This window comes from Palleronia aestuarii, assembly GCF_003253995.1.
Classification (GTDB): Bacteria; Pseudomonadota; Alphaproteobacteria; order Rhodobacterales; family Rhodobacteraceae; genus Palleronia; species Palleronia aestuarii.
On record NZ_QKZL01000001.1, the window covers coordinates 353,509 to 379,768 of the forward strand.

The window sequence follows — 26,260 nt, forward strand, 5'->3', positions numbered from 1 at the left end:
GTCCTGACCGATGGCCCCGTTCGCGCGGGGCGCGCGCGACGATAGGAGGGCCGTGGATGGCCAGAGACGAGCAGATGGGCGCTGTCCCCCGCCATGTCGCCTGCATCATGGACGGCAATGGCCGCTGGGCCACGCAGCGCGGCAAGCCGCGACTCTTCGGCCACCATGCCGGCGCGCGGCGGGTGAAGGAGATTGTGCGGGCCTGCCCGAATTTCGGGGTGAAGTACCTGACAATATTCGCGTTCTCCACGGAGAACTGGAAACGGACACAGACCGAGGTGGCGGGGCTCATGAAGCTCTTCCGCCGCTACATCCAGCGCGAGGCGCGCGACCTGCTCGCGGAGGGCGTGCGGGTCCGCTTCATCGGCGACCGCGTCCGGCTCGACCCGAAACTCGTACGGATGATGGACGAGCTCGAACTCCTGACCTCGCAGAACGATCTGGTCCATCTCACCGTCGCGCTCAATTACGGCGGCCGTGACGAGCTCGGTCGGGCGACGAAGCGGCTGGCGAACGAGGTTCAGGCCGGGCGGCTCGATCCGGCTGATGTGGACGAGACAACGCTCGCGCGGTTCCTCGACACCCATGTCCTGCCCGATCCCGACCTGGTCATCCGCACGTCGGGGGAGGCACGGATCTCGAATTTCCTCCTCTGGCAATCGGCCTATGCGGAATACGAGTTCATCGACACGCTCTGGCCCGATTTCACCTCCGAAATCTTCGGGGACATTCTCGCATCCTACGCACAGAGGGACCGTCGCTTCGGAGCCGTCCTTGCCTGAAAAGGCCGCCTCGCGCCGCTCCCGCTGGGCCGATCTCGGCCCGAGGCTCGGTGTCGGAGCCGTCATCGCCATCGTGGGTCTTTTCGTCGTCTGGATCGGCGGCGTGATCTTTGCATTGATGATGGTCGGCATCTGCTCCGTCATGGTCTGGGAACTCGTTCGGATGCTCGACCCCAAGGCGCCGGCCGTGGCCCTCGCCGCCACGGCGGGGGCGGCACTCGCGATCCTGCTGGCGCTTCCGTCGGGCTACGGCCTGCCGCTTCTTATCGCGCCGATCTTCATCGGCATCAGCCAGCTGACGCAGCGCCGGACGGTCTATTCGCTTTTCACCCTGATGATCCTGCTTGCCGGGTTTGGGATGTTCTTCCTCCGTGCGCAGTTCGGCTGGCCATGGCTCATGTGGCTCGCGCTCGTCGTGATCGCGTCCGATGTGTGTGGGTACTTCGTGGGGCGCTTCGTCGGCGGGCCGAAGATGTGGCCTCGGGTCAGTCCGAAGAAGACTTGGTCGGGGACCATCGCAGGCTGGATCGGCGCCGTGATCGTGGCGCTTCTGTTCATCTGGACGACGCCCGCCTCCGGGCAGCTCGTGGGCATTTCGGTGGCGCTTGCGATGGCCGCTCAGCTCGGCGACATCGCGGAATCCGCCGTCAAGCGACGCGCCGGTGTCAAGGACAGCTCCTCGCTTCTGCCGGGCCATGGCGGGCTTTTCGACCGGTTCGACGGGATGCTCGGCGCATCCGTGTTCTTCCTGCTGATCGAACCTGTCGTGTCCTTTCCGTCCTACGCCCTGCCCAATTGATGCGGCGCGTCACGGTCTTCGGCGCCACCGGCTCGATCGGCGGTAACACGCTCGACCTGATCGCCCGTGCGCCGGACGAGTACCACGTCGTGGCGCTCACGGGCGGGCGGAATATCGATCGCCTGGCCGCTCTGGCCCGCGCGCATCGTGCGGAACTCGCCGTTACGGGTCATCCGGAACTTCTGGACGATCTGCGCGGGGCGCTCGCGGGCAGCGGCGTGGAGGCGGCCGCGGGGGAGGCCGCGCTTCTCGACGCGGCGGCGCGCCCGGCGGACTGGACCATGTCGGCCATCGTGGGCATTGCGGGGCTCGCGCCCGGTCTGAAGGCGCTCGAGCAGGGCGGGACGCTGGCGCTCGCCAACAAGGAGTCGCTCGTCGCGGCGGGACCCTTGCTGCTCGAGACCGCGAGGCGTCACGGCGCGACGATCCTGCCCGTCGACAGCGAGCATTCCGCGGTCTTCCAGGCACTCGTGGGGGAGGACATCGAGGCCGTCGAGCGGGTGATCATCACGGCGTCCGGGGGCGCTTTCCGCGACCTCGACGCGCGCGATCTCGCCCGCGTCACGCCGGAGCAGGCGTCGTCTCATCCGAATTGGGACATGGGTCAGCGGATCACGATCGATTCCGCGAGCCTCTTCAACAAGGCGCTGGAACTGATCGAGACGCATGAGTTCTTCGGGATCGCCCCGGAGAGGATCGAGGCGATCGTGCATCCCGAATCCCTCATCCACGCGCTCGTCGGCTTCAACGACGGCGCCCTGATGGCGCATCTCGGGCCCCCCGACATGCGCCACGCGATCGGCTATGCGCTGCACTGGCCCGAGCGCCGGCACCTCCCCGTCGAGCGGCTCGACTTCGCGGCGATCGGTGCGATGACCTTCCGTGCGCCGGACGAGGCGAAGTATCCCGCATTGAGGATCGCGCGCGAGGTGATGAAGGCGGGGGGGCATGCGGGCGCCGTGATGAACGGCGCCAAGGAACGCGCACTCGACGCCTTCATAGCGAGGGAATGCAGCTTCCTCGAAATGGCCGAACTGGTGGACAGAACCCTCGACAAGTTGACCGCCGAAAGCCTTGGAAAGGACACGATGACGCTAGATAGCGTGCAGCACGCGGACAGGCGTGCCCGGCAGGTCGTCGAGGACGCGCTCGATCTTACGGCATCTGCCGGCTGACGGAGACTATTATATGGACCTCATCGGGCTGATCCCGTCTTTCGGGTCGGTACTTTACACCGTGGCGGCTTTCGTCGTGGCGTTGAGCGTGATCGTGGCGATCCACGAATACGGTCACTACATCGTCGGACGGTGGTCGGGGATCCATGCTGAAGTTTTCTCGATCGGATTCGGCCCGGTTCTCTTCTCCCGCCGCGACAAGCGTGGGACGCTCTGGCAGGTCGCGGCGCTGCCGCTCGGGGGGTACGTCAAGTTTCTGGGTGATGCCGATGCGTCCTCCGTCGGTCGAAGCGACACGGCCGCGCTCGATGCCGCTGCGGCGAGGCGGACCATGCACGGCGCACCGCTCTGGGCGCGCGCCGCGACGGTCGCGGCCGGCCCGATCTTCAATTTCATCCTGTCTATCCTCGTCTTTGCGGCCGTCCTGCTTTGGCGCGGGGTGGCGAGCGATCCCCTCACCGTCGATAGCGTCGCGCCGCTTCCGGGTATCTCGCAGGAGGTGCAGCAGGGCGACGAGGTGGTGGCGATCGCCGGGCGCGAGACGCCCGATCTCGCCGGGATCGACGCCTTCATCCAAGAGCTCCCGATGGAGCCCGAACTCGATTACGACGTTCTCCGCGACGGCGACACGCTGACCGTCCTCGGTCCCTATCCCTATCCGCCGCTCGTGGGATCGGTTACCCCGCAATCCGCCGCGATGGCGGCCGGACTTCGAAGCGGCGACGTCATCACCGCGATCAACGGATCGGAGATTTTCGCCTTCGATCAACTGCGCGACATCGTAGGGGAATCCGACGGGGCGCCCCTGGACCTCACCGTGTGGCGGCCGTCCGGCGATGACAATCTCGAGGGCGCGACGCGCGAGGTGACGCTGGCCCCGAAGCGGATGGACCTTCCCCTGTCGGAAGGTGGGTTCGAGACGCGCTGGCTCATCGGCATTACCGGAGGGCTCTACTTCACGCCCCAGACGACCTCGCCGGGACCGTTCACCGCCTTGGGCTACGGGGTGGACCAGACGCTCTTCATCATCCGCTCCTCGTTGTCCGGGCTCTACAACATGGCCGTCGGCGCGATCTCGAGCTGCAACCTCTCGGGACCGATCGGCATCGCACAGACGAGCGGCGCGGCGGCGAGCCAGGGATTGGCGAGCTTCGTCTGGTTCGTCGCGGTCCTCTCGACTGCGGTGGGGCTTCTGAACCTCTTTCCGATCCCCGTCCTCGATGGCGGCCATCTCGTCTTCCACGGCTACGAGGCTATCACCGGTAAGCCGCCGGGGGAGCGCGCGCTCAACGTGCTGATGGCGGTGGGCCTTGCGCTCTTGGGAACGCTCATGGTCTTCGCGATCGGCAACGATCTGTTCTGTCCGTAACGGATCGGCGCGACGGGCGGGTCGCATCTCGGTCGCGCGCGCGCCACATTTACGTCAGCAAGTCATGCAATACCGCAGTCCTGACGCGGTTGGCGGAAGGAGGTCGTGATGGATACGATCGATGGAGACATCAGAGGATTGACGCTTGTCTGCCGGCTTTGGGCCGGGCGTCTCGTCTGTCCCGGCGCAGTCGCGCTCTGCCTCGCGATGCTAACCTATCTGGGCACGCCCTGACGTCATCATGTGACCGCCGGGATCCAGTTTGTCTGCGACCGCTTGGCGTGCATTGATCGCGTTTTGACATGCCCCGACAATCCCGATACTGCCCGATCAAGGGGCAGACTTGAAGTGGATCGGACCAATGCGCGACGTGGGGGCCCGGCGGTTTCGCCGGATCGGTATGGGCGCGGTTCTCCGCATCACGGCTTCCTGCCTGGCCATTCCGGGCGCGGCGATCCTCGCTGCGGATCCGGCCATTGCGCAGAACTTCCAGTTCTCCGATATCCGGATCGAGGGCAATCGAAGGGTCGACAGTGCGAGCATCCTCAATGCCGCCGGTGTCGCACCCGGACAGGCGCTGAGCGCCGGCGCCCTGAATGCCGCCTACCAGAATGTCGTGAATACCGGTCTCTTCGAGACGGTGGAGATCGTGCCCGCCGGCAACGTCCTCGTGATCCGCGTCAGCGAATGGCCGACCGTCAATCAGATCAGCATCGAGGGCAATCGCCGGATCTCCGATGAGGAAATCCAGGAAGTCATCGGTTCCGTGCCGCGGCGCGTCTACTCGCCCGCGCAAGCCGAGGCTGATGCGGCCGCCATCGCCGAGGCCTACGGAGCCGGCGGGCGCCTGTCGGCGAGTGTGACCCCGCGCATCATCCGCCGCTCGGACAACCGCGTCGATCTTGTCTTCGAGATCGTGGAGGGGCGCGTCACCGAGATCGAGCGTCTGTCCTTTGTCGGCAATCGCGCCTATTCCGACCGGCGTTTGCGTCGCGTGCTGCAGACACGGCAGGCGGGATTGCTCCGGACCTTCATCGGCGGCGACACCTTCGTGGCCGAGCGTATCGATCTCGACCGGCAATTGCTGACCGACTTCTACAATTCCCGCGGCTTCATCGATTTCCAGATTCACAGCGTGAACAACGAGTTCGCGCGCGACCGCAACGCGTTCTTCGTGCAGTTCAATGTCCAGGAGGGGCTGCAATACGATTTCGGCCGCATCACCGCGTCGTCCAGCCTGCCGGGCGTGAATGCGCAGGACTTCCTCGGTGTCTCCACGATCCGCTCCGGCGGGACATACACACCGCGCGCCATCGAGGAGACCGTCGCGCGCATGGAACGGCTGGCGCTCGCACGAGGGCTGAACTTCGTACGCGCTACTCCGCAGGTCACCCGCGACCCGCGCAACCAGCGTCTCGACGTCAACTTCCTGCTCGAGCAGGGGCCACGCATCTTCGTGGAGCGGATCGATATCGAGGGCAATGCCACCACCCTCGACCGCGTCATCCGGCAGCAATTCAACATCGTCGAAGGTGATCCCTTCAATCCGCGGGAGATCGCGGCGAGTGCCGAACGGATCCGCGCCCTGGGGTTCTTCGCCGACGCGGCCGTCGAGGCGCGTGACGGCACGGGTCCGGGGCAGGTGATCGTCGATGTCGATGTCGAGGAGCAGCCCACGGGCTCCCTCAGCTTCGGCGGCAGCTACTCCACCGATACCGGCTTCGGTCTCAATCTCGGCTATCAGGAACGCAATTTCCTCGGCCGGGGGCAGACGCTCGCCTTCAACATCGTGACCGCCACGAATTCCCAATCGTCGCGCTTCACCTTCGTCGAGCCGTTCTTCTTCGGCCGCGATCTCGCCTTCCGGTTCGACGCCTTCTACAACACCGACGATTTCGACGAGGCGGACTACAACACCCGAGTCGTCGGTTTCAGTCCGTCCATAACCTTCCCGATCAGCCTCAACGGACGTCTCGGCCTGCGCTATCGCCTCTCGAAGGATACGATCCTCGACGTGGATACGGGCGATCCCGACAATCCCCTCGACGATGGCAGCTCGCCGATAATCCAGTCGGAGGAGGGGTCACTCTATACGTCGTCGGTCGGCTACACCTACAGCTACGATACGCGCCGGACAGGCCTCGATCCGAATGCCGGCATCCTCTTCCGGTTCTCGCAGGACCTCGCGGGGCTCGGCGGCGACAGTGAATACATTAAGACCGAAGCGCTGCTCCTGGGACAGCGGCAGGTCTTCGGGGAGGAGATCACGCTCCGCGCGACCCTCGAGGGCGGCGCGATCAACGCCCTTGGCGATACCGAGACGCGCGTGACCGACCGCTTCTTCCTCGGCAGCCGGCAATTGCGCGGCTTCGAGCCACTGGGCGTCGGTCCGCGCGACCTCAACGCAACGAACGAGGACGCGCTCGGGGGCAATGCCTATGCCGCCGCGCGGCTCGAGGCGGAGTTCCCGATCGGGCTGCCGGAGGAATACGGGATCTCCGGTGGGGTCTTCCTCGACGCGGGCTCCGTCTGGTCACTCGAGGACACGACCGGGGCCGGGGGAGTGGAGGTCGACGATTCCTTCCACCTCCGCTCCTCGATCGGCGTGTCGATCTTCTGGACGACGCCGTTCGGACCGTTGCGCTTCAACTTCTCCGAGCCGCTTCAGGCGGAAGATTACGACAACACCCGCAGCTTCAATGTCACCGTCTCGACGGAGTTCTAGGTTCGGCCCGGTCCTCGCGATGGCCCTGGGCCTCGCCCTGAGCCTTCCGGCCGCCGGGCAGACGCCTGATCCCTCTCCCGTCGTCGTCGTCGATCAAGACCGGCTTTTCGATGACAGCCTTTTTGGCAAGCGGATCCTCGTGGAGATCGACCGGCGCTCGGAGGAGCTCGCGGCCGAGAACCGGCGCATCGAGACGGAACTGATCGCGCAGGAGCGCGCACTCACCGATCAGCGCGATGCCCTGCCGCCTGAAGTCTTTCGCGAACGGGCCGAAGCGTTCGACAGCCGCGTCACGACCCATCGCGAGGAGCAGGACGCGAAGGCCCGCGCCCTGGGGCGGCGGCGCGACGAGGCGCGGCAGGAATTCTATGGTCAGATCACCGGCGTCCTCACCGAAATCATCGCCGAACGGGGCGCCCGCGTCCTCCTCGACCGCCGCGCGGTCCTCGCCGCGACGGAAGCCGTCGACATCACCGACACGGCGATCGAGCGCATCGACGCAGCGATCGGCGACGGCAGCGGGGATCCGTCTGCCGACACGCCACCGGACTAGGCATTCTTGTCAGAAGCGGGACCGCTTGCTACGGAGGCATTCCGCGTAACGGAGGAACCGATGACCGAGACGACCAGCGCCGATATCGGCCTCATCCAGCGGATCATTCCGCATCGCTACCCGTTCCTCCTCGTCGATCGTGTCGAGGAAATCGATGGCTGGAACAGTGCGGTGGGCTTCAAGAACGTCACCATGAACGAGCCGCAATTCCAGGGGCATTTCCCCGGCAATCCGATCATGCCGGGCGTGACGATCATCGAGGCGATGGCGCAGGCCGCGGCGGTGATGGTGGGCGTCGGCATGAATCTCGTCGACACTGGCTTTCTCGTCTATTTCATGTCCATCGACGGGGCGAAGTTCCGCCGGAAGGTGATCCCCGGCGACGTCCTGGCCATGCGCATCACCACGCGGCGGGGCGGCGGCAAGGTATGGAAGTTCCACGGCCGCGCCGAGGTGGGCGGAGAACTTGCCTGCGAGGCGGAGTTCTCCGCGATGATCGATCTTAACAAAGCGGCATGACGATCCACCCCACCGCCATCGTCCATCCATCGGCCGTCATCGACGACGGAGCCGAGATCGGTGCCGGCGCGCTCGTCGGGCCCTTTGCCACGATCGGGTCCCGCGTCACCCTCGGCGAGAGCGTGGAGGTCAAGAGCCATGCGGTCGTGACCGGGGTCACGCGGATCGGGGATGGCAGCGTGATCTTCCCCTTCGCCTGCGTGGGCGAGATCCCGCAGGATCTGAAGTTCGGGGGCGAGGAGACGCGGCTCGAGATCGGCGCGCGCTGTCGGATCCGCGAGCATGTTACGGTGAATACCGGCACGCAGGGCGGTGGAGGCGTGACGCGGGTGGGCGACGATTGCCTCCTCATGGCCGGTTCGCATGTCGCGCACGACGCGCAGGTCGGCAACCGTGTCATCCTCGTCAACAACGCGGCCCTCGCGGGCCATTGCGAGATCGGCGACGACGCGATCATCGGAGGCCTCTCCGGTGTCCATCAATGGGTGCGGATCGGGCGGGGCGCGATCATCGGCGCGGTCACGATGGTAACCAGCGATGTCATCCCCTTCGCTCTCGTGCAGGCGCCACGGGGCGAGCTCGACGGGTTGAACCTCGTCGGCCTGAAGCGCAGGGGCGTGAGCCGCGCCGACATCACCGCGCTCCGGGCCGCGTTCGAGACGCTCAGGCAGGGCGAGGGGACGTTCCAGGACCGCGCGCGTCGTCTCGGTGCCGAGAGCGGGAGCGAGTTCGTGCGGGAGATCGCCGAGTTCGTCCTCGCGCCGTCCGATCGCGGCTTCCTGACCCCATCGTGAGCCTTTGCCTGATTGCCGGGCAGGGACGCCTGCCACGCCTGATCGCGGAGCGGCGGCCCGACGCGCATCTTGCCGCGCTAGAGGGATTCGCACCGGATGGGCTTGGCCCGGTCGAAAGCTTCCGGTTGGAGACGCTGGGCACGTTTCTCGCGGGGCTTCGGGCGCGCGGCGTCGACACGGTCTGCTTCGCGGGGGCGATCCAGCGGCCGTCCGTCGATCCCTCCCGCATCGATGCGGCGACCCTGCCGCTCGTCCCGCGGATCGCTGCGGCGATGGGGCAGGGCGACGATGCCGCGCTCCGCGCCGTGCTCGCCACGTTCGAGGAGGCCGGCATCGCGCCGGTCGGCGCGGACGCGATCCTGCCCGATCTCCTGCCGCCGGAGGGTGTCCTCGGCGCCATCGCGCCCGACGACACCGCGAGGAAGGACGCGGTCCGCGGTATGGAGGTCGTTTCCCGTCTCGGGGCGGCCGATATCGGACAGGGCTGCGTCGTGGCGCGGGGTCAAGTCCTCGCCGTGGAGGCCCTTCCCGGAACGGACTGGATGCTCGCGAGCCTCGCCGCCGCGCGCGGGGATGGCGCGCTCGCGCGCGACCTTCCCGCGGGCGGCACCTTCGTGAAGGCGCCAAAGCCGGGGCAGGACCGCCGCATCGACCTTCCCACGATCGGGATCGAGACCGTCGCCGCGGCGTCCCGCGCGGGATTATCAGGCATCACGATCGCTGCCGGAGGTGTCCTCGTGCTCGACCGGGAGGCGCTCGTTGCGGAGGCCGATGCGGCCGGCCTCTTCGTCTGGATCCGGGGATGAAAGTCTTCCTGGTCGCGGGGGAGGCCTCGGGGGACAGGCTCGGCGCCGCGCTCATGGCGGGCCTGAGAGAACTCCGGCCGGACGTCACTTTCGCAGGTGTCGGTGGCGCGCTCATGCAGAAGCAGGGCCTGTCCTCGCTCTTTCCTATGGCGGAGCTGAGCGTCATGGGGATCGCGGAGGTTCTGCCGAAATATCCTCATCTCAGGCGTCGGATGATCGAAACGGCGGAAGCGGTCCTTGCCGCGTCTCCCGACGTCCTGATCACGATTGACAGCCCGGATTTCTGTCTGCGGGTCGCGGAACGGGTGCGTCGCACGCGACGGGTCCGCACGGTCCATTACGTCGCCCCCTCCGTCTGGGCATGGCGGCCGAAGCGCGCGATCCGCATGGCGCGCCATGTCGACCAGGTCCTGGCGCTCCTGCCTTTCGAGCCGCCCTACATGGAGGCGGCGGGGATGCGCTGCGATTTTGTGGGACATCCCGTGGTGGCCGAGGCCATCGCATCACCCGAAGCGGCGGCGGAACTGCGCGCCGAACTTGGCGGCGGGCCGGTCGTCCTCGCGCTTCCGGGATCGCGGCGAAGCGAGGTCACGCGGCTCGCACCCGTCTTCGGCGCCGCCTTGCGGCAGGTCTCGCGACACCATCCGGACCTCCGCGTCCTCCTGCCGGCGGCACCGGGGCTCGAGACGCTGGTCGAATACCTCTCCCGGGACTGGCCCGCCACCCGGATCGTTCCATCCGAAGAGGTGGCGCGGAAGAATGCGGCGTTCCGTGCGGCGGATGTGGCGCTCGCGGCGTCTGGCACCGTGTCACTGGAGCTTGCGGCGGCCGGGACGCCGATGGTCGTGGCCTACGACATGTCATGGCTCTCGTGGCAGATCATGTCGCGCATGGCACGGATCGATACGGTGACGCTCGTCAACCTCATCACGGACGAGAGGATCGTGCCTGAATTCCTCGGACCCGCCTGCAGACCGGACGGGGTCGCCGGGGCCCTCCTGCAGCTCCTTGTCCACCCGTCGGACCAGTTGGACGCCTTGGAGCAAACAATGAGGGCCCTCGGGCGGGACGGACCGCCTCCCGGCCTGCGCGCGGCGGCCGCAGTCCTCGACGGTCTCGCCGTGGCCGGCTGACGCGACCTCAGGCCCCGCGCCAGATCCACCCGCCGCCGAAGACGCGGCTGCCTTCGCCGGCGTAGAAGACGCAGGCCTGTCCCGGCGAGACGCCGTCCTCCGCGACGATCAGTTCCACCTCCGCCTCCGTCGGCGAGATCGGTCGGACGATCGCCTCCCGCGGCGGTCGGGTAGAGCGCACCTTGACGCCCAGATGCCATTCGGATTGCGATGCGAAGGGCGCGTCGCCGAGCCAGTTGATCTCCCGCACCGGCACGATCCGGGTCGAGAGCATCTCCTTCGGGCCGACGATCACGCGCCGCGCCTCGACGTCGAGCTTCACGACGTAGAGCGGCTCGGAAAGCCCGCCGATGCCGAGACCCCGGCGCTGGCCCACGGTGTAGTGCAGGACGCCGGCATGGGTGCCGAGGACGCGCCCGTCGGCATGGACGATCTCTCCCGGATCAGCGGCACCGGGGCGCAACTTCTCGATCACGCTCGCATAATCGCCGTTCGGAACGAAGCAGATATCCTGGCTGTCGGGTTTCATCGCGACGGACAGGCCGTGGCGCTCGGCAAGCGCGCGGGTGGCGGCCTTGGTCGGCAGATGGCCAAGCGGGAACCGAAGGTAGTCCAGCTGCTCCGCCGTTGTCGAGAACAGGAAATAGCTCTGGTCGCGATCGGGATCGGCCGCGCGGTGCAATTCCGCGCGTTCAGCCCCCATCTCTCGACGGATGTAGTGCCCCGTCGCCATGCAATCGGCGTCGAGATCCTTCGCGGTCTCGAGAAGGTCGCGAAACTTCACCCGTTCGTTGCAGCGAATGCAGGGAACGGGCGTTGCGCCCGCGAGATAGCTATCGGCAAACTCGTCGATCACCGCGTCGCGGAACGTATTCTCATAATCGAGCACGTAATGCGGAAACCCCATCGTCTCCGCGACCCTGCGCGCGTCGTGGATGTCGCGCCCGGCACAGCAGGCCCCCTTCTTCGCGAGGGCCGCGCCGTGATCGTAGAGTTGCAGCGTCACACCCACCACGTCGTAGCCTTCCGCCGCAAGCTCGGCCGCGACGACCGAGCTGTCGACGCCGCCCGACATGGCGACGACGACGCGGGTTTCTGCGGGCGGCTTCGCGAAGCCCAGGGAATTCACGCTGCTCGCGTCGAGGGCCATGGCAGGCTCCTTCATCAGGCACGGTCGGTAAAACACCGAGGAATATAGGAAAATTGCGGGCAATCGCAAGGTCGCGTTTCACCGCTCCTTAAGCGGCATCAAACTTAATGCCGGCACGTTTCTTGAATGGGGTGAGACGATGTATCTGAAGAAAATCGACGGCCCGCGCGCCGTCACCCTGCCGGGGGGGCAGGTCATCACACGTGCCGATCTGCCCGAACCCGGCACCAAGCGCTGGGTCGCAAGCCGCAAGGCCGCGGTCGTGCGTGCCGTTGCCGCGGGGCTTCTGAAGAAGGAGGCCGCATGCAAGCTCTACAGCATCAGCGAGGAAGAGCTCGACAGTTGGTCGAACGCAGTCCTGCGCTACGGTGAAGCCGCTTTGAAGACGACGCGGCTACAAAAGTATAGACAACTTTAAGTTGATGTGCTGTGGTGGGGCACAGCTGGGTACAACCGGGTAACCAGCCGTTAATCTATCTCGTTCACGTTAACCGTGAACGGGATGTTATCGGAGAGAGCGATGCGTGTACTCTTGGTAGAGGACGACCCCACTACATCGCGCAGCATCGAGCTGATGCTGACGCATGCCAACCTCAACGTGTACTGCACGGACATGGGCGAAGAGGGGATCGATCTCGCCAAGCTCTACGACTACGATCTGATCCTTCTCGACCTGCACCTGCCTGACATGCACGGGCACGACGTGTTGCGAAAACTGCGCCTCGCGCGGGTCAACACGCCGATCCTGATCCTGACCGGTGCCGACGATACCGAGACCAAAATCAAGGGTTTCGGTTTTGGCGCGGACGATTATCTGACGAAGCCGTTCCACCGCGAGGAACTCGTCGCGCGGATCCATGCGATCATCCGCCGCTCCAAGGGGCATTCGCAGTCCCTGATCCATACCGGGCGGGTCGTCGTCAACCTCGACGCGAAATCCGTGGAAGTCGACGGCAAGTCGGTGCATCTGACCGGCAAGGAATACCAGATGCTCGAACTTCTGAGCCTGCGGAAGGGCACGACGCTGACGAAGGAGATGTTTCTCAACCATCTCTACGGCGGCATGGACGAACCTGAACTGAAGATCATCGACGTCTTCATCTGCAAGTTGCGCAAGAAGCTTAGCCAGGCGACGGGCGGCGACAATTACATCGAGACGGTCTGGGGCCGCGGCTACGTCCTGCGCGATCCCGAGCCAGTCGAGGAGCCGAAACGCGTCGCCGCAGCCGGCTAGAAGCCCGGGCTGGCCGTCCCCCTCGACGGGACGGCTGGACGGGCTTCGTCCGGCGGCATAGACAGTCCTGCGAAGGAGCGGGACGAGGACGAGAATGACGCGCGCGCGGTCAGACGACATGCCTGTCGACGCGATGACGGGCGAGATGGCCGAAGCCGAGATTGCCCGGCTCACCGATCTTCTGGACGCGGCGAACGTCGCCTATCATTCCGAAGATGATCCGATCCTCGACGATGCCGCCTATGATGCGGCAAAACGTCGAATCGGTGCGATTGAGTCGCGGTTTCCCGACCTGAAACGAAGCGATTCGCCGACCGAGCGGGTCGGTGCGCCCGCCTCCGCAACGTTCTCCAAGATTACCCATGCACGACGGATGCTGTCTCTCGGCAACGCGTTCTCCGAGGAGGACGTCGCCGATTTCGCCCGATCCGTCCGCGCCTATCTGGGCCTCGACGCCGATGCGCCGCTCGAGATCGTTGCGGAGCCGAAGATCGACGGGCTTTCCCTCTCGCTGCGCTACGAGGAAGGCAGGCTGGTCCAGGCTGCCACGCGGGGCGACGGGCTCGTCGGGGAGAACGTGACCGCGAACGCCCTTTGCGTGGACGACATCCCCGAAAGGGTGGAAGGCGCGCCGGAGCTGATGGAGGTGCGCGGCGAGGTCTACATGACCCATGCCGATTTCGCCGCCCTGAATGCCCGGCAATCCGAGGCGGGCCAGAAGGTCTTCGCCAATCCGCGCAACGCCGCCGCGGGATCGCTGCGTCAGCTCGACGCAGGCATCACGGCGTCGCGGCCGCTGCGGTTCTTCGCCTATGCCTGGGGCGAACTGAGCGCGCCCCTCGCCGAGACGCAGATGGGCAGTATCGAACGTCTCGAGGCGCTCGGTTTCACGACGAACCCGTTGACGGAGGTCTGTCCCACGATCGAGGCGATGCTCGCCCTCTATGCGAGGATCGAGGCGCAGAGGGCCATGCTCGGCTACGATATCGACGGCGTCGTCTACAAGGTCAACGATCTCGCCCTGCAACGCCGTCTCGGCACCCGCTCGACCACGCCGCGATGGGCGATCGCGCACAAGTTCCCGGCGGAGCTCGCCTGGACGCGGCTCGAGCGGATCGAGATCCAGGTGGGACGGACCGGCGCGCTCAGCCCCGTCGCGCGGCTCGCCCCCGTAACGGTCGGGGGTGTTGTCGTCTCGAACGCGACGCTCCACAACGAGGATTACATCGCCGGGCGCGACGCCTCCGGCCAGCCGATCCGCGAGGGGCGCGACATCCGCGAGGGCGATTGGGTGCAGGTCTACCGCGCCGGCGACGTCATCCCGAAGATCGCCGATGTCGATCTGACGCGACGCCCTGACGGAGCGGATCCCTTTGCGTTCCCCGAGATCTGTCCCGAATGCGGATCGGCCGCGGAACGCGAGCCCGGCGATTCGGTCCGTCGCTGCTCTGGCGGGCTGACCTGTCCCGCGCAGGCGGTCGAGAAGCTCAAGCATTTCGTCTCCCGCGCGGCCTTCGACATCGAGGGGCTGGGCGCGAAGCTCGTGGAGGAGTTCCACCGCGAAGGCTGGATCGCTGAGCCCTCCGACATCTTCACGCTCGAGGCGCGGCATGGCGATGATACCGAGGCCCCGTTGAAGGACCGCGAGGGATGGGGCGCGCAATCGGCGCGGAACCTCTTCGCTGCGATCGACCGCAAGCGCTCCATCCCGCTCGACAGGGTGATCTTTTCGCTCGGGATCCGGCATGTGGGGGAAGTGGTTTCTGCCGATCTCGCGCGACATTACGGCGATTGGGCCTCGCTGATCGAAGCGGTCGACCTCGCGGTGCCGGCCGAACGCGCACATCTCGCAGCCGAGGCGGCGGTCGTCGAGGAACGCGCTACGGCCGCTGCCGATGGCCGCCGCGCACGAATCTCGGACGCGCGCGCGCGGGCCTGGGCGGAGCGCGACGTCTCGCCGGACGCTCGCGCCGCTTGGGACGCCCTCGTGGCCGTCGACGGGATCGGCGCCGTGGCCGCGCAGGCTCTCGTCTCCGCCTTCGCCCAAGGTGCGGAACGGGCCTCCATCGACCGGCTGGCCGCGTTCCTCGACATCGAGCCCGTCTCGGCGCCTGCGACCGAGGGGAGCCCCGTCGCGGGCAAGACGCTGGTTTTCACCGGAACGCTCGAGCGTATGACGCGTCAAGAGGCCAAGGCGCGTGCGGAGGGCCTCGGGGCGAAGGTCTCGGGCTCCGTTTCGGCGAAGACCGACCTGGTGATCGCAGGTCCCGGCGCGGGATCGAAGGCGAAGAAGGCCGCGGAGCTCGGTGTCGAGGTCATCGACGAGGATGGCTGGATCGCCCTGATCGAGGGGGCATGAGCCGGCCCGAAATCCTGTTCCCGCTCTTTGCCGCGACGACCGCGCTCGACGGGATCGGGCCGAAGGCCGCGAAGCGCCTGACGCAGATGCGGATCGAGACACCGCGCGACCTGCTTTTCACCTTACCGCAAGGTGGGATCGACCGGACGCGTCGCGCCTCCATCCGCGAGGTCGTGCCGCCCGCAACGGTGACGGTGGAGGTCACGATCGGACGGCATCTTCCCGCGAAGGGGCGCGGACCCGCCCGGATCGAGGTCGCGGATGCGGAGACGACCTTCCAGCTCGCGTTCTTCCACGTGAAGGGCGACTGGCTCGACCGCACGCTGCCGCGTGGCGCGCGGCGGGTGGTTTCGGGCCGCATCGAGCTTTTTGACGGCATCGTGCAGATGACCCATCCCGATCATATCGTGGCGCTCGACGCGGCGGGTTCGATCCCGGCATTCGAGCCGGTCTACCCCCTGACCGCCGGTATGACGCAGCGGATGATGGCGCGCGCGGCATCCTCCGCCATCGCGCGCCTGCCCGACCTTTCCGAATGGATCGATCCGAACCTCCTTGCGCGCGAAGGCTGGCCCGAGTGGCGCCGCGCCATCGAGACGGCGCACGCGCCGCAGGCGGAGCTGGATCTCGCGCCGAACGCGTCCGCGCGGCAGCGGCTGGCCTATGACGAGCTTCTCGCCCACCAGCTTACCCTCGCACTCGCACGGAGCCGTCGTGCGCGGCGGCCCGGAAGAGCCTCCGCCGGGACGGGCAGGCTCCTCGATCCGGTTCTCTCCGGTCTTCCCTACGATCCCACCGGGGCGCAATCGCGCGCGATGACGGAGATCGCGGCGGACATGGCGGCACCGCGCCGCATGAACCGGCTGTTGCAGGGCGATGTCGGATCGGGAAAGACGCTGGTGGCCTTCGCGGCCCTGGTGACTGCGGTCGAGGCCGGGGGGCAGGGCGTCCTGATGGCGCCCACGGAGATCCTCGCCCGCCAGCATCTCGAAAGTCTGCAGCCGCTCGCCGAAACTGCGGGGATCGTTCTCGAGATCCTCACCGGTCGCGACCGGGGGGCGGAACGGCAAGCGAAGCTTGCCGCCCTCCTCGAGGGGGACATCCAGATCCTCGTCGGTACCCATGCCGTCTTTCAGGAGGACGTCGCGTTCCACGATCTCCGGCTTGCCGTGGTGGACGAGCAGCACCGTTTCGGCGTCCGCCAGCGGCTGGAGCTCGGGGCGAAGGGGCAGACCGCCGACGTGCTCACGATGACCGCGACGCCGATCCCGCGATCGCTGAGTCTGGCGCAATACGGCGACATGGACGTCTCGATCCTCGACGAGAAACCGCCGGGCCGGAAACCGGTTCAGACGGCACTGATCGGCCTCGACCGGCTCTCGGAGGTGGTCGAGCGGCTTCGTGCCGCAATCGAGGAGGGGCGGCAGGCCTATTGGGTTTGCCCGCTCGTCGAGGAGAGCGAGGTGTCGGACCTCACCTCTGCCGAGGAGCGGGCCCATCATCTCCGCGCGGCGCTGGGGGAGGCGCGCGTGGGTCTCGTCCATGGCCAGATGCCGCCCGCGGAGAAAGACGCCGCGATGGCGCGGTTCACCCAGGGGGAGACGGGAATCCTCGTGGCCACCACGGTGATCGAGGTGGGCGTGAACGTGCCCAATGCCTCGATCATGGTCGTGGAGCGGGCGGAGGCGTTCGGCCTCGCGCAACTCCACCAGCTTCGCGGCCGGGTCGGACGGGGCGCCGCCCAGTCGACCTGCCTCCTGCTCTACCAGCCGCCCCTTGCCGGGAGCGGACGACGGCGGCTCGAAATCCTGCGCGAGACTGAGGACGGCTTCCGCATCGCCGAGGAGGATCTGGCGATGCGCGGGGCGGGGGATCTGATCGGACATGCGCAATCGGGACTTCCGCGGTTCCGCATCGCCGATCTGGAACGGCAGACCGCGCTCATGGCACTGGCACAAAGCGATGCGCGGGCTTTCCTCGCCGCCGATCCGGAGCTCGCTTCCTCGCGCGGGACGGCGATCCGGACGCTGCTCTGGCTCATGGAGCAGGACAAGGCGATCCGCCTTCTGGCGTCCGGCTGACCCCGCCCACCGGAATGTTCTCATAAAGTTCTTGCGAATCAATGCTCATAGTGAGAACAAATAGACAACATTCCACGAGGAGAACGCTCATGATGACCGATTTCGTCGCTGCGCTGTCGCGGTCCGACACGCTTCTGGAAGATTTCGCTGGGGCCTCCGCGATCGCCGCCCTGCTCGTGGCAGGTCTCTACCTGCCGGGACTTGTCTGACCCGGGGGATTTCTTTCTGCCTGCGTACCGGTCGCACCGGTCCCATCTTTTGCCTCCCCAGGTTCGACGGGACGCAAGCGCCTTCCGATCCGGGGTCCGTCTCGCCCCGACAGGAGGTTTCCGGTACGCCCCTGCCGCCGCCATCCGCCCGGATGCGCGGCGGTTTTTTTATTAAAGTATTGCGGTCAGGCGCCGGTCGTCTCTTCCGCCTTGGCAAAGGCTTCCGCGGTCGCCTCGATCGTCAGGAGGATGGAGGCGTGTCGGTTCTTGTAGTCCCGCGCCGGTTCCAGCACCTCGAACCCGTCGAAGGGGGCCTCGGGGACCGGACCACCGGATTTCAGCATCGCGCGGAGTTCGTCGCGGGCCCGTTCGATCTCGGCCTGCGTGCGGCCCAGAACGGAGCGTCCGACGATCGCCGCGGCGGCCTGACCGAGCGCACAGGCTTTTACGTCCTGCGCGAAGGCCGAGACGCGGCCGTCCTCTACCCCGAGATCGACGATGACCGACGAGCCGCAGAGAGGCGAGCGGCGCTTCACCGTCGCGGCCGGCGCGTCGAGCCGCCCCGTCATCGGAATGTCGGCCGCGAGTTCGAGGATGCGCCCGGAATAGAGTTTGATCATGTCGCTGTCGGCCATGGGTTTCCCTCGCTCAATCGGACTTCTAGATAGGCCGTCATCTGCTCCGCGCAAAGGAGGTTCCGATGAGCTTCGATCCCGCGACACTGACTTTCGACGCCCGCGGCCTGTTGCCGGCGGTGGCGCAGGACCATGCCACGGGCGAGGTGCTGATGCTCGCCTGGATGAACGCGGAGGCGGTGACACGAACGCTCGAATCCGGTCGCGTGACCTATTGGAGCCGGTCGAGAAACGCGTTCTGGGTCAAGGGCGAGACGAGCGGACATCTCCAGCACCTCGTTGAGATGCGCGTGGATTGCGATCGCGACTGTCTCCTTCTTCTCGTCCGGCAGGAGGGTCCCGCCTGCCATACCGGGCGGCGAAGCTGCTTTTATACCGCGCTTCGCGATGGTGAAGAGGTCGAGATCCTGTCGCCCGAAACCTAGGCGCCGGGCAGGGGCGGCAACATCGCGCGAATATCCTCGGGTGTCGCGCCCTCCGCGCGATAGCGCGAGATCGCCTTCGACAGGTCGACTTTCGCGAGCCTGCGGCCCGACGCGTCCCGGATGAGGTCATGGTGATGGTAGCGCGGGATCGGCCATCCGAAGATGGATTGCAACAGGACGTGGATCGGGGTGGCGTGCCACAGATCCGCGCCACGGATCACGTGCGTCACGCCCTGGAGCGCATCGTCGTGCGGGCAGGCGAGGTGATAGGCGATATCGCCGCTTCCGCGGCGTTTCAGCACCGGGTCGCCGATCCGATCGAGAAGGAGAGAGACGTCGAGGCGATGCGTTCCCGCATGGAGCGGTCCGTCTTCCTCGTAGGCAGGCGAGCCCGGGATCTCGGAAAGCGCACGGCGCAGGTTGAGCCGCAGCGCATCGCCAGGCCGGAGGCTCCGCATCGGGCGTTTGCGGCACGTCCCGGGATAGACGAAACCGTCGAGTCCGGCCTTCGCCCCGGCATCGATGATGTCGCGTCGCGTGCAGGAGCAGGGATAGAGGAGGCCCCGTGCGCCGAGTGTCCGAAGGGCCTCGTCGTAGGCGTCCAGATGTTCGGATTGTCGCCTTACGGGCCCCTCCCATGAGATGCCGAGCCAGGTAAGGTCATCGACGATGTCCGCGGCATGCTCCACCCGCGAGCGCGTCGTGTCGGTGTCCTCGATCCGGAGGAGCATCGTCTGGCCCGCCGACAGCCGGCGGATCAGCAGGGCGGAGTAGGCATGACCCAGGTGCAGTTTGCCGGTGGGCGAGGGTGCGAAGCGGGTGATCAGGGCGGACGACCTTCCCCCGGATGGGCGCGCTATTCCGCCGCGACGGAACGGTGCAGATCGGCCGCGAGCCACTCGTTCCAGTCGGCCTTGGCGCGATCCGTATAGGCCTTGTAGCGCGCGGGGCGGTTGCGGCGGCCGCCTTTCAGATCGACCGGGGGGAAGAGCCCGAAATTCACGTTCATCGGCTGAAACGTCTTCGCGTCGGCACCGCCGGTGATGTGGGTGACGAGCGCGCCCACCGCTGTCGTGGACGGCACCGGCGGCAGGCGCCGCCCGGTGATCTCGGCCACGGCGAGACGTCCGGCCAGAAGACCCATCGCGGCGGATTCGACGTAGCCCTCGACCCCCGTGATCTGCCCGGCGAACCGGATATTCGGCTTCGACCGCAGCCTGAGCTCGGAATCCAGAAGCGTGGGCGCGTTCAGAAAGGTATTACGGTGGATGCCGCCCAGCCGTGCGAAACGGGCGTTCACCAGCCCCGGGATCATCCGCAGGACATCGGCTTGCGCGCCGTACTTCATCTTCGTCTGGAAACCCACGATGTTGTAGAGCGTGCCCAACGCATTGTCGCGGCGCAGCTGTACGACCGCGTAGGGTTTCACGTCGGGCGCGTGCGGATTGGTGAGGCCCACGGGCTTCATCGGGCCGTGGCGGAGTGTCTCGCGGCCGCGTTCGGCCATGACCTCGATAGGGAGGCAGCCGTCGAAATACTTCGCGGTCTCGCCCTCGTGGAACTCCGTCCTCGACGAGGCGAGGAGAGCGTCGATGAAGGCCTCGTAAGTCTCCCGGTCCATCGGGCAGTTGAGATAGGCGGTCCGCTCCTCCTCCGTCTCGCCCTTGTCGTAGCGCGACTGCATCCAGGCCTTCGACATGTCGATGCTGTCGTGGTGGACGATCGGCGCGATGGCGTCGAAGAAGGCGAGGGCGTCGGTGCCGGTCTCGGTCCGGATCGCCTCGGCAAGCGTGCCGGAGGTGAGCGGACCGGTCGCGATGATCCAGTGTCCGTCCGTCGGCAATGCCGCGATCTCGCCCGGTTCGACGCGGACATTCGGATGCGATTTCAACGCCTTCGTCACCGATTGCGCGAAGGGATCGCGGTCCACGGCGAGCGCGCCGCCCGCGGGCAGACGGTGACGGTCGGCCGTCGCCATGACGAGGCCGCCTGCCTGCCGCATCTCCCAGTGCAGGAGGCCCACGGCGTTCTGTTCGCTGTCGTCGGAGCGGAAGGAATTGGAGCAGACCATCTCCGCTAGATCGCCGGTGCGATGAGCGAAAGTGCCGGTCGCGGGGCGCATCTCGTGCAGGACGACGGAGATCCCGGCTTCCGCGGCCTGCCAGGCCGCCTCCGATCCGGCCATCCCGCCGCCGACGATATGAAGCGTCTCCGTCATGGCGATCGTCCCCCGTACACAGACCGTACACCGCGCGTACACCCGGCGTGCACCGCACGTGCGGCGGGCGTATGGCCGCGGTACATAGCCCGTACAGCAAAGGTGCATCGGATGTACACAGGATGTACCGCAAACGTCGTGACGTCCGGTGCCGGGCAATCCCGAAAGCACGGGGCGACCTGAGAATGAGGCTGTACACGCCTAAGTTGCATATGTTAACTCGTTGTTAGCGAGTCCACCGTCACTCCGTAACCATACTCAAATGATAATCCGCTGCATCGACCTACGTGACGCAGCGGCGAGAGAGCAGTGCAGTACATGATGTCGATCCTCCTGCCGATCCTCTTCGCATTCGGGATCATGTCACTGCTGGCGATCACATTCGGCGCGCTCAACCGGGTGACCATAGAAACGCGGCAAATCCTGCAAGGCCTGTCCTTCGGCTGCGGCGCGATCGCTGCCATGTGGGTTCCGGTGTCGTTCGGCGACGGGATCCTCATCGATGGCCGGGCGATCATCGTCGGGCTGGCCGCCGGGTTCGGCGGATGGAAAGCGGGATTGCTGGCGGCCCTGATGGCTGCGACCTATCGTCTCCATCTCGGCGGTCTCGGGGCGGTGTCAGGCGTCGCGGGCATCTTCACCGCCGCGGCGGCCGGCAGCATCTGGCGGGTGATCGTCCGCCTTCGGGATGCGGTCAAACCCGTGCAGCTCCTCTTTCTCGGCGCGCTCATCTCGCTCAACACGTGGAGTGTCTTCCTGCTTCCCATGGCGGTCGCGAACGAGCTCGTCTGGCCGGTCGTGCCGGTCCTGACGATCGGCGCGCTGATAGGCTCGCTCTTCATGGGAACGTTGATCGAGCGGGAGCGGCGGATGTTCCAGACCGAACGACGATTGACCGCCGATGCCTTTCTCGACCCGCTCCTGGGCATTCCCAACCGCCGGTCCTTCAACGCGTTGGTCAATCGTTCGATCGAGACGGCGGAGGATGGCGACAGACGGGCGCTGATGGTCCTCGACATCGACCACTTCAAGGTTGTCAACGACACCTATGGTCACGAAGCCGGCGACGAGGCGTTGAAGTTCGTGGCCAACCTCGCGACCGAGGTGGTGGGCGATCAGGGTCACGTCTGCCGGTTCGGCGGCGAGGAATTCGCGATCCTGCTCGAAACCCGTCACTTCGATTCCGCCGCGCATATCTCCGAGACCCTGCGCCACCGGATCTGCGTCACGCCCGTCGAACTGAACGGCACGCAGATCAACCTCACGGTGAGCATCGGGGTCGCGCTCCTGGAGGATTTCGGAAAGGTCGCGATGAGCGAACTGTTCCGGCAGGCCGATCTTGCGCTTTATCGCGCAAAGCGCAGCGGGCGGAACCTGGTGATCTTCGCCGACGAGCTCGAGATATTGCGGACCGAGGCCCATATCGACCTCACCAAGCGCCGCGCATTGCGCGACGCCCATAACCGGATGCGCGAAGGGCGTGTCTCGAACGGTTGAACCGGCCTCGCGGACGAGGCTCACTCCCCGGTCTCGCCGCCCTCCACGATCTCGTCTTCCTGCTGCTCCGCGATCCAGGCGACGGAGACGACCTCTTCGCCCGCGCCGGTGTTGAAGACCCGCACGCCGCCCGCGCCGCGGGACCGGAACGAGATGCCGTCCACCGGCACCCGGATCGACTGGCCGCGGGAGGTGGCGAGCATGATCTGGTCGTCCATCTCCACCGGGAAGGAGGCCACGAGCGGGCCGCCGCGCATGGCGCGGTCCATCGCCATCACGCCCTGCCCGCCGCGTCCGCGGACGGGGTAATCGTGCGACGAGGAGAGCTTGCCCGAGCCCTTGGCGGTGATCGTCAGGATCAGATCCTCGGCCGCCGACATCTCCGCGTAGCGCTCCTGCGTGAAGTCCTGCGCCTCTCCCGCGCTTTCCTCCTCATCGGCCTCGGCCTCCGCGTCGTCGGCGAGGCCCGCCATGGCGCGGCGCATCTTGAGATAGGTGGTCCGCTCCTCGGGCGTGGCCTCGAAATGGCGGATCACGGCCATCGAGACGACCGCGTCGCCCTTCGAGAGCCGGATGCCCCGGACGCCCACGGAGGCGCGGGAATTGAACACGCGCACGTCGGTGGAGGGGAAGCGGATCGCGCGGCCCTTGGCGGTGACGAGCATCACGTCCTCGTCGGGCGAGGCGATGCGCGCGTCGATGAGGCGCATGCCCTCGTTCTCGCCCTCGAACTTCATCGCGATCTTGCCGGCACGGTTCACGTTGGTGAAGTCCGACAGCGCGTTGCGCCGGATCGTGCCCGCGGAAGTGGCGAAGACGATCTGCAGCTCCGACCATTGATCCTCGTCGCGGTCGACGGGCATGATCGCGGCGATGGAGACGCCGGTGGGGATCGGCAGGATGTTGACGATCGCCTTGCCCTTCGACGTGCGCCCGCCGAGCGGCAGGCGCCAGGTCTTGAGCTTGTAGGCCATGCCGTCGGTGGTGAAGACGAGAAGCTGCGTATGGGTGTTGGCCACGAAGAGCGTGGTCACGACGTCGTCGTCCTTGAGACCGCCGCCCGAGAGGCCCTTGCCGCCGCGGCGCTGCGCGCGGAAATCGGCGAGCGCGGTGCGCTTGATGTAGCCCGATTGCGTGACGGTGACGACCATATCCTCCCGCTCGATCAGGTCCTCGTCCATCATGTCGCCGGCCCAGTCGACGATCTCCGTCCGGCGCGGCACGGCGAATTGCTCGCGCACCTCGCGAAGCTCGCTCGCGATGATCGCCATGATCCGTTCGCGCGAGCGCAGGATGTCGAGATAGTCGCGGATCTTGCCCGCGAGCGTCTCGAGCTCGTCGGTGATCTCCTTCACGCCCAGCTGCGTCAGGCGCTGGAGCCGAAGGTCGAGGATGGCGCGGGCCTGCGTCTCGCTCAGGTAATAGGTGCCGTCCTCGTTCATCTTGTGGCTCGGATCGTCGATGAGCCGGATGAAGGGGGCGATCTCCTCCGCGGGCCAGCGCCGCTCCATGAGCCGCCCGCGCGCCTCCGTCGCGTCCTGGCTCGACCGGATGGTCTGGACCACCTCGTCCACGTTCGAAACCGCCACGGCGAGGCCGCAGAGGACATGCGCCCGCTCCCGTGCCTTTCGGAGCTCGAAGGCCGTGCGGCGGGCGACGACCTCTTCGCGGAAGGCGATGAAGTGGGTGAGGAAGTCGCGCAAGCCGAGCTGCTCCGGCCGGCCGCCGTGAAGAGCGAGCATGTTGCAGCCGAAGGAGGTCTGCATCGGCGTGAAGCGGTAGAGCTGGTTCAGCACGACGTCGGGCGTGGCGTCGCGCTTCAGCTCGATCACGACGCGGACGCCGACGCGGTCGCTCTCGTCCTGCACAGCAGAGATGCCCTCGAGCTTCTTCTCGCGCGCGAGATCGGCGATCCGCTCCACGAGGGAGGCCTTGTTCACCTGATAGGGGATCTCGTCGAGGACGATGGCGTAGCGGTCCTTGCGGATCTCCTCCGTCCGGACCTTGGCGCGCAGGATGACGGACCCGCGCCCTTCGAGATAGGCCTTGCGCGCGCCGGAGCGGCCCAGGATCACGCCGCCCGTCGGAAAGTCGGGGCCGGGCACGATCTCCATGATCGCTTCCGTCGACATGTCGGGGTCTTCGATGAGCGCGAGCGTGGCGTCCACGACCTCGCCCAGGTTGTGGGGCGGGATGTTCGTGGCCATGCCGACAGCGATGCCGCCCGCGCCGTTGACGAGCATGTTCGGGAAGCGCGCGGGCAGGACGGTGGGCTCGCGGTCCTTGCCGTCGTAATTGTCCTGGAAGTCGACCGTGTCCTTCTCGATATCGGCGAGAAGGCTCTGCGCGGGGCGGTCCATCCGGACCTCGGTATAGCGCATGGCCGCGGCGTTGTCGCCGTCCATGGAGCCGAAGTTCCCCTGACCGTCGAGGAGCGGCAGCGACATGGAGAAGTCCTGCGCCATCCGTACCAGCGCCTCGTAAATAGCTGAGTCGCCGTGCGGGTGGTACTTGCCCATGACGTCGCCCACGGGGCGGGCGGACTTGCGGTAGGCCTTGTCGTGCGTGTTGCCGGTCTCGTGCATCGCGTAGAGGATGCGGCGGTGGACGGGCTTCAGGCCGTCGCGCAGGTCCGGGATCGCGCGGGAGACGATGACCGACATCGCGTAGTCGAGGAACGAGGACTGCATCTCCTCGACGATCGAGATCTGCGGGCCCGACCGCTCCGGGCCGTCCTCGTCCGTCGTCTCGGGGGGATCGGGCGTGTCGCTCATCTCGCCGCCATTCCTTATGCGCTCAAATCTCGCGCGACCTTATCAGCAGGGGACGGGTGGGTGCAATGTTGCGCGAGTGCTCTGGCAGCGCTCGCCGTAAAGTGCCAACAGATTGTTTTCATTGATTACTAACCGCGATGCCGCAGAGTGGTCCCTGGGGAGTAACGCGTAGCGGAGACAGGGAATGACCGAGACCGAACTGATGCTCAAGGGCTATGGGCTGACCACGGCGGAATTTTTCTACCGGATGCCCGATTACAAGAACGTCCTGAATACTTTCGTCTGGCAGGATTACGACATCGCCCCCGATCATCCCAAGCTTTTCGAGTTCGTCGAGTTCTGGCAGCGCGAGATCGAGGGGCCGCTGCATTCGGTGCGCTTCATTCACCGCAAGCAGATCGCGTCCGGCGAATGGCGCAAGCTCTCGGGCGAGTTCACCCTGCATTGACGCGAACGGCCCGTCCCGAGATCGATCGGGACGGGCCGCGGAAGTCACGAGGCATGGACCGCCCGCCGGGTCGGCGAGCGATGCGCGTCACTCGGCGCTGATGACGGTCATGACCAGCTCGTCGTTCATCCGGATCGGGCCGTCTTCGGTCGCCCCGAGGGTGTATTCGAAGACCCCGGTCTCCATGCCGCCGTCCTCGGAATGGACCATCAGCATGAGCATGTCGCCCGAGGCCACGTCCTCCTGCAGAATGGCGGCGACGTCGGTGTTCTCGCCCGCGCGGAGCGGCGCGTAGCCCACGACCGGACCGGGCTTCATCTCCGAATCGGTGCGATGGACGACCATCCAGCCATTGGCGCCGGCGGTGACCATGTCGGCGGAAACCACGCCGTTCGCGACCGATTGATCCGACGCGGTGACCTGCGGCGTCATGCCGTCCTGTGCCATGGCCGAGGTGCCGAACGCGACGAGGGCGAGAGCGGTCAGTTGAATTCTCATTATGAAGATCCCTTCGAAATTGAAAACGCTTACGAAGAGGAGATACGGCCGAGCGGACGCATCAGTTGCAAAACTTA

24 protein-coding genes are annotated in these 26,260 nt (G+C 66.5%); 18 read left to right on the forward strand and 6 right to left on the reverse strand.

The features are described 5' to 3' along the window. Nucleotides 1-56: 56 nt before the first annotated feature. The 11 genes from uppS to lpxB all read left to right on the forward strand — a co-directional run bounded on the left by uppS (nucleotide 57) and on the right by lpxB (nucleotide 10,655). The gene (gene uppS / locus LX81_RS01790) at nucleotides 57-782 is read left to right on the forward strand and encodes a polyprenyl diphosphate synthase (protein WP_111535559.1); all 726 of its coding nucleotides are present in this window, start codon (nucleotides 57-59) and stop codon (nucleotides 780-782) included. Further along, on the forward strand, nucleotides 775-1,581 hold the full coding sequence (locus LX81_RS01795) for a phosphatidate cytidylyltransferase (RefSeq protein ID WP_234822448.1): 807 nt from the start codon (nucleotides 775-777) through the stop codon (nucleotides 1,579-1,581). The genes uppS and LX81_RS01795 overlap by 8 nt, the downstream gene beginning before the upstream one ends. Continuing rightward, nucleotides 1,581-2,756, forward strand: a complete 1,176-nt coding sequence (gene dxr, locus LX81_RS01800) for a 1-deoxy-D-xylulose-5-phosphate reductoisomerase (protein ID WP_111535651.1) — start codon at nucleotides 1,581-1,583, stop codon at nucleotides 2,754-2,756. Before LX81_RS01795 ends, dxr begins: the two co-directional genes overlap by 1 nt. A gap of 13 nt (nucleotides 2,757-2,769) precedes the next feature. Then, nucleotides 2,770-4,125 carry an RIP metalloprotease RseP gene (gene rseP, locus LX81_RS01805; RefSeq protein WP_111535561.1) on the forward strand — a complete coding sequence of 452 codons (1,356 nt, stop codon included), beginning with the start codon at nucleotides 2,770-2,772 and terminating at the stop codon, nucleotides 4,123-4,125. Nucleotides 4,126-4,233: 108 nt separating this feature from the next. Next, nucleotides 4,234-4,359 carry a hypothetical protein gene (locus tag LX81_RS23100; RefSeq protein WP_272939466.1) on the forward strand — a complete coding sequence of 42 codons (126 nt, stop codon included), beginning with the start codon at nucleotides 4,234-4,236 and terminating at the stop codon, nucleotides 4,357-4,359. Nucleotides 4,360-4,525: 166 nt separating this feature from the next. Continuing rightward, a complete protein-coding gene (gene bamA / locus LX81_RS01810; RefSeq protein ID WP_170133822.1) occupies nucleotides 4,526-6,850 on the forward strand; it encodes an outer membrane protein assembly factor BamA in 2,325 nt (774 codons plus the stop codon). A gap of 19 nt (nucleotides 6,851-6,869) precedes the next feature. Then, nucleotides 6,870-7,403: an OmpH/Skp family outer membrane protein gene (locus tag LX81_RS01815; protein ID WP_170133819.1), complete on the forward strand. Its 534-nt coding sequence runs from the start codon at nucleotides 6,870-6,872 to the stop codon at nucleotides 7,401-7,403. Nucleotides 7,404-7,463: 60 nt separating this feature from the next. Further along, nucleotides 7,464-7,922 (forward strand): 3-hydroxyacyl-ACP dehydratase FabZ, encoded by a 459-nt coding sequence (gene fabZ, locus LX81_RS01820; protein ID WP_111535564.1) that lies wholly within the window; start codon nucleotides 7,464-7,466, stop codon nucleotides 7,920-7,922. Beyond that, the gene (lpxA, locus tag LX81_RS01825; protein ID WP_111535565.1) at nucleotides 7,919-8,716 is read left to right on the forward strand and encodes an acyl-ACP--UDP-N-acetylglucosamine O-acyltransferase; all 798 of its coding nucleotides are present in this window, start codon (nucleotides 7,919-7,921) and stop codon (nucleotides 8,714-8,716) included. The genes fabZ and lpxA overlap by 4 nt, the downstream gene beginning before the upstream one ends. Next, the gene (locus tag LX81_RS01830) at nucleotides 8,713-9,522 is read left to right on the forward strand and encodes an LpxI family protein (protein ID WP_111535566.1); all 810 of its coding nucleotides are present in this window, start codon (nucleotides 8,713-8,715) and stop codon (nucleotides 9,520-9,522) included. Before lpxA ends, LX81_RS01830 begins: the two co-directional genes overlap by 4 nt. Then, nucleotides 9,519-10,655, forward strand: coding sequence for a lipid-A-disaccharide synthase (lpxB, locus tag LX81_RS01835; protein ID WP_111535567.1), 1,137 nt, complete (start codon nucleotides 9,519-9,521; stop codon nucleotides 10,653-10,655). Before LX81_RS01830 ends, lpxB begins: the two co-directional genes overlap by 4 nt. A 7-nt stretch (nucleotides 10,656-10,662) precedes the next feature. Here the strand turns inward: lpxB and mnmA are convergent, their stop codons facing one another. Next, nucleotides 10,663-11,805: a tRNA 2-thiouridine(34) synthase MnmA gene (gene mnmA, locus LX81_RS01840; RefSeq protein ID WP_111535568.1), complete on the reverse strand. Its 1,143-nt coding sequence runs from the start codon at nucleotides 11,803-11,805 to the stop codon at nucleotides 10,663-10,665. 139 nt (nucleotides 11,806-11,944) lie between these two features. Between mnmA and sciP the strand changes: the two genes are divergently transcribed. The 4 genes from sciP (at nucleotide 11,945) to recG (ending at nucleotide 17,479) form a co-directional block, all read left to right on the forward strand. Beyond that, complete coding sequence (gene sciP / locus LX81_RS01845; RefSeq protein WP_111535569.1) at nucleotides 11,945-12,223, forward strand: CtrA inhibitor SciP; 279 nt, start codon at nucleotides 11,945-11,947, stop codon at nucleotides 12,221-12,223. A 102-nt stretch (nucleotides 12,224-12,325) separates the two neighbouring features. After that, on the forward strand, nucleotides 12,326-13,039 hold the full coding sequence (gene ctrA, locus LX81_RS01850) for a response regulator transcription factor CtrA (RefSeq protein ID WP_111535570.1): 714 nt from the start codon (nucleotides 12,326-12,328) through the stop codon (nucleotides 13,037-13,039). A 94-nt stretch (nucleotides 13,040-13,133) separates the two neighbouring features. Then, on the forward strand, nucleotides 13,134-15,398 hold the full coding sequence (gene ligA, locus LX81_RS01855; protein ID WP_234822449.1) for an NAD-dependent DNA ligase LigA: 2,265 nt from the start codon (nucleotides 13,134-13,136) through the stop codon (nucleotides 15,396-15,398). Then, complete coding sequence (gene recG, locus LX81_RS01860) at nucleotides 15,395-17,479, forward strand: ATP-dependent DNA helicase RecG (RefSeq protein ID WP_111535571.1); 2,085 nt, start codon at nucleotides 15,395-15,397, stop codon at nucleotides 17,477-17,479. The genes ligA and recG overlap by 4 nt, the downstream gene beginning before the upstream one ends. Before the next feature lie 394 nt (nucleotides 17,480-17,873). Here recG and LX81_RS01865 read toward each other — a convergent pair whose 3' ends face one another. Next, nucleotides 17,874-18,323 (reverse strand): iron-sulfur cluster assembly scaffold protein, encoded by a 450-nt coding sequence (locus LX81_RS01865; RefSeq protein ID WP_111535572.1) that lies wholly within the window; start codon nucleotides 18,321-18,323, stop codon nucleotides 17,874-17,876. 65 nt (nucleotides 18,324-18,388) lie between these two features. On the opposite strand from LX81_RS01865, the gene hisI reads away from it, so the two are divergent. Further along, on the forward strand, nucleotides 18,389-18,748 hold the full coding sequence (hisI, locus tag LX81_RS01870; protein WP_111535573.1) for a phosphoribosyl-AMP cyclohydrolase: 360 nt from the start codon (nucleotides 18,389-18,391) through the stop codon (nucleotides 18,746-18,748). Here hisI and gluQRS read toward each other — a convergent pair. Continuing rightward, entirely contained in the window at nucleotides 18,745-19,575 is an 831-nt protein-coding gene (gluQRS, locus tag LX81_RS01875; RefSeq protein WP_111535653.1) for a tRNA glutamyl-Q(34) synthetase GluQRS, read from the reverse strand. The two genes, hisI and gluQRS, sit on opposite strands and share 4 nt — an antisense overlap. 29 nt (nucleotides 19,576-19,604) lie before the next feature. Then, entirely contained in the window at nucleotides 19,605-20,966 is a 1,362-nt protein-coding gene (trmFO, locus tag LX81_RS01880) for a methylenetetrahydrofolate--tRNA-(uracil(54)-C(5))-methyltransferase (FADH(2)-oxidizing) TrmFO (protein ID WP_111535574.1), read from the reverse strand. A gap of 318 nt (nucleotides 20,967-21,284) precedes the next feature. Between trmFO and LX81_RS01885 the strand changes: the two genes are divergently transcribed. Next, nucleotides 21,285-22,463, forward strand: a complete 1,179-nt coding sequence (locus LX81_RS01885; RefSeq protein WP_111535575.1) for a GGDEF domain-containing protein — start codon at nucleotides 21,285-21,287, stop codon at nucleotides 22,461-22,463. Nucleotides 22,464-22,483: 20 nt separating this feature from the next. On the opposite strand, the gene gyrA is transcribed toward LX81_RS01885, so the two are convergent. Beyond that, nucleotides 22,484-25,237, reverse strand: coding sequence for a DNA gyrase subunit A (gene gyrA / locus LX81_RS01890; protein WP_111535576.1), 2,754 nt, complete (start codon nucleotides 25,235-25,237; stop codon nucleotides 22,484-22,486). Between the two features lie 184 nt (nucleotides 25,238-25,421). On the opposite strand from gyrA, the gene LX81_RS01895 reads away from it, so the two are divergent. Next, nucleotides 25,422-25,685, forward strand: coding sequence for an usg protein (locus LX81_RS01895; protein WP_111535577.1), 264 nt, complete (start codon nucleotides 25,422-25,424; stop codon nucleotides 25,683-25,685). An 87-nt stretch (nucleotides 25,686-25,772) separates the two neighbouring features. Here the strand turns inward: LX81_RS01895 and LX81_RS01900 are convergent, their stop codons facing one another. After that, entirely contained in the window at nucleotides 25,773-26,183 is a 411-nt protein-coding gene (locus LX81_RS01900; RefSeq protein ID WP_373280256.1) for a DUF7282 domain-containing protein, read from the reverse strand. Nucleotides 26,184-26,260: the final 77 nt, after the last annotated feature.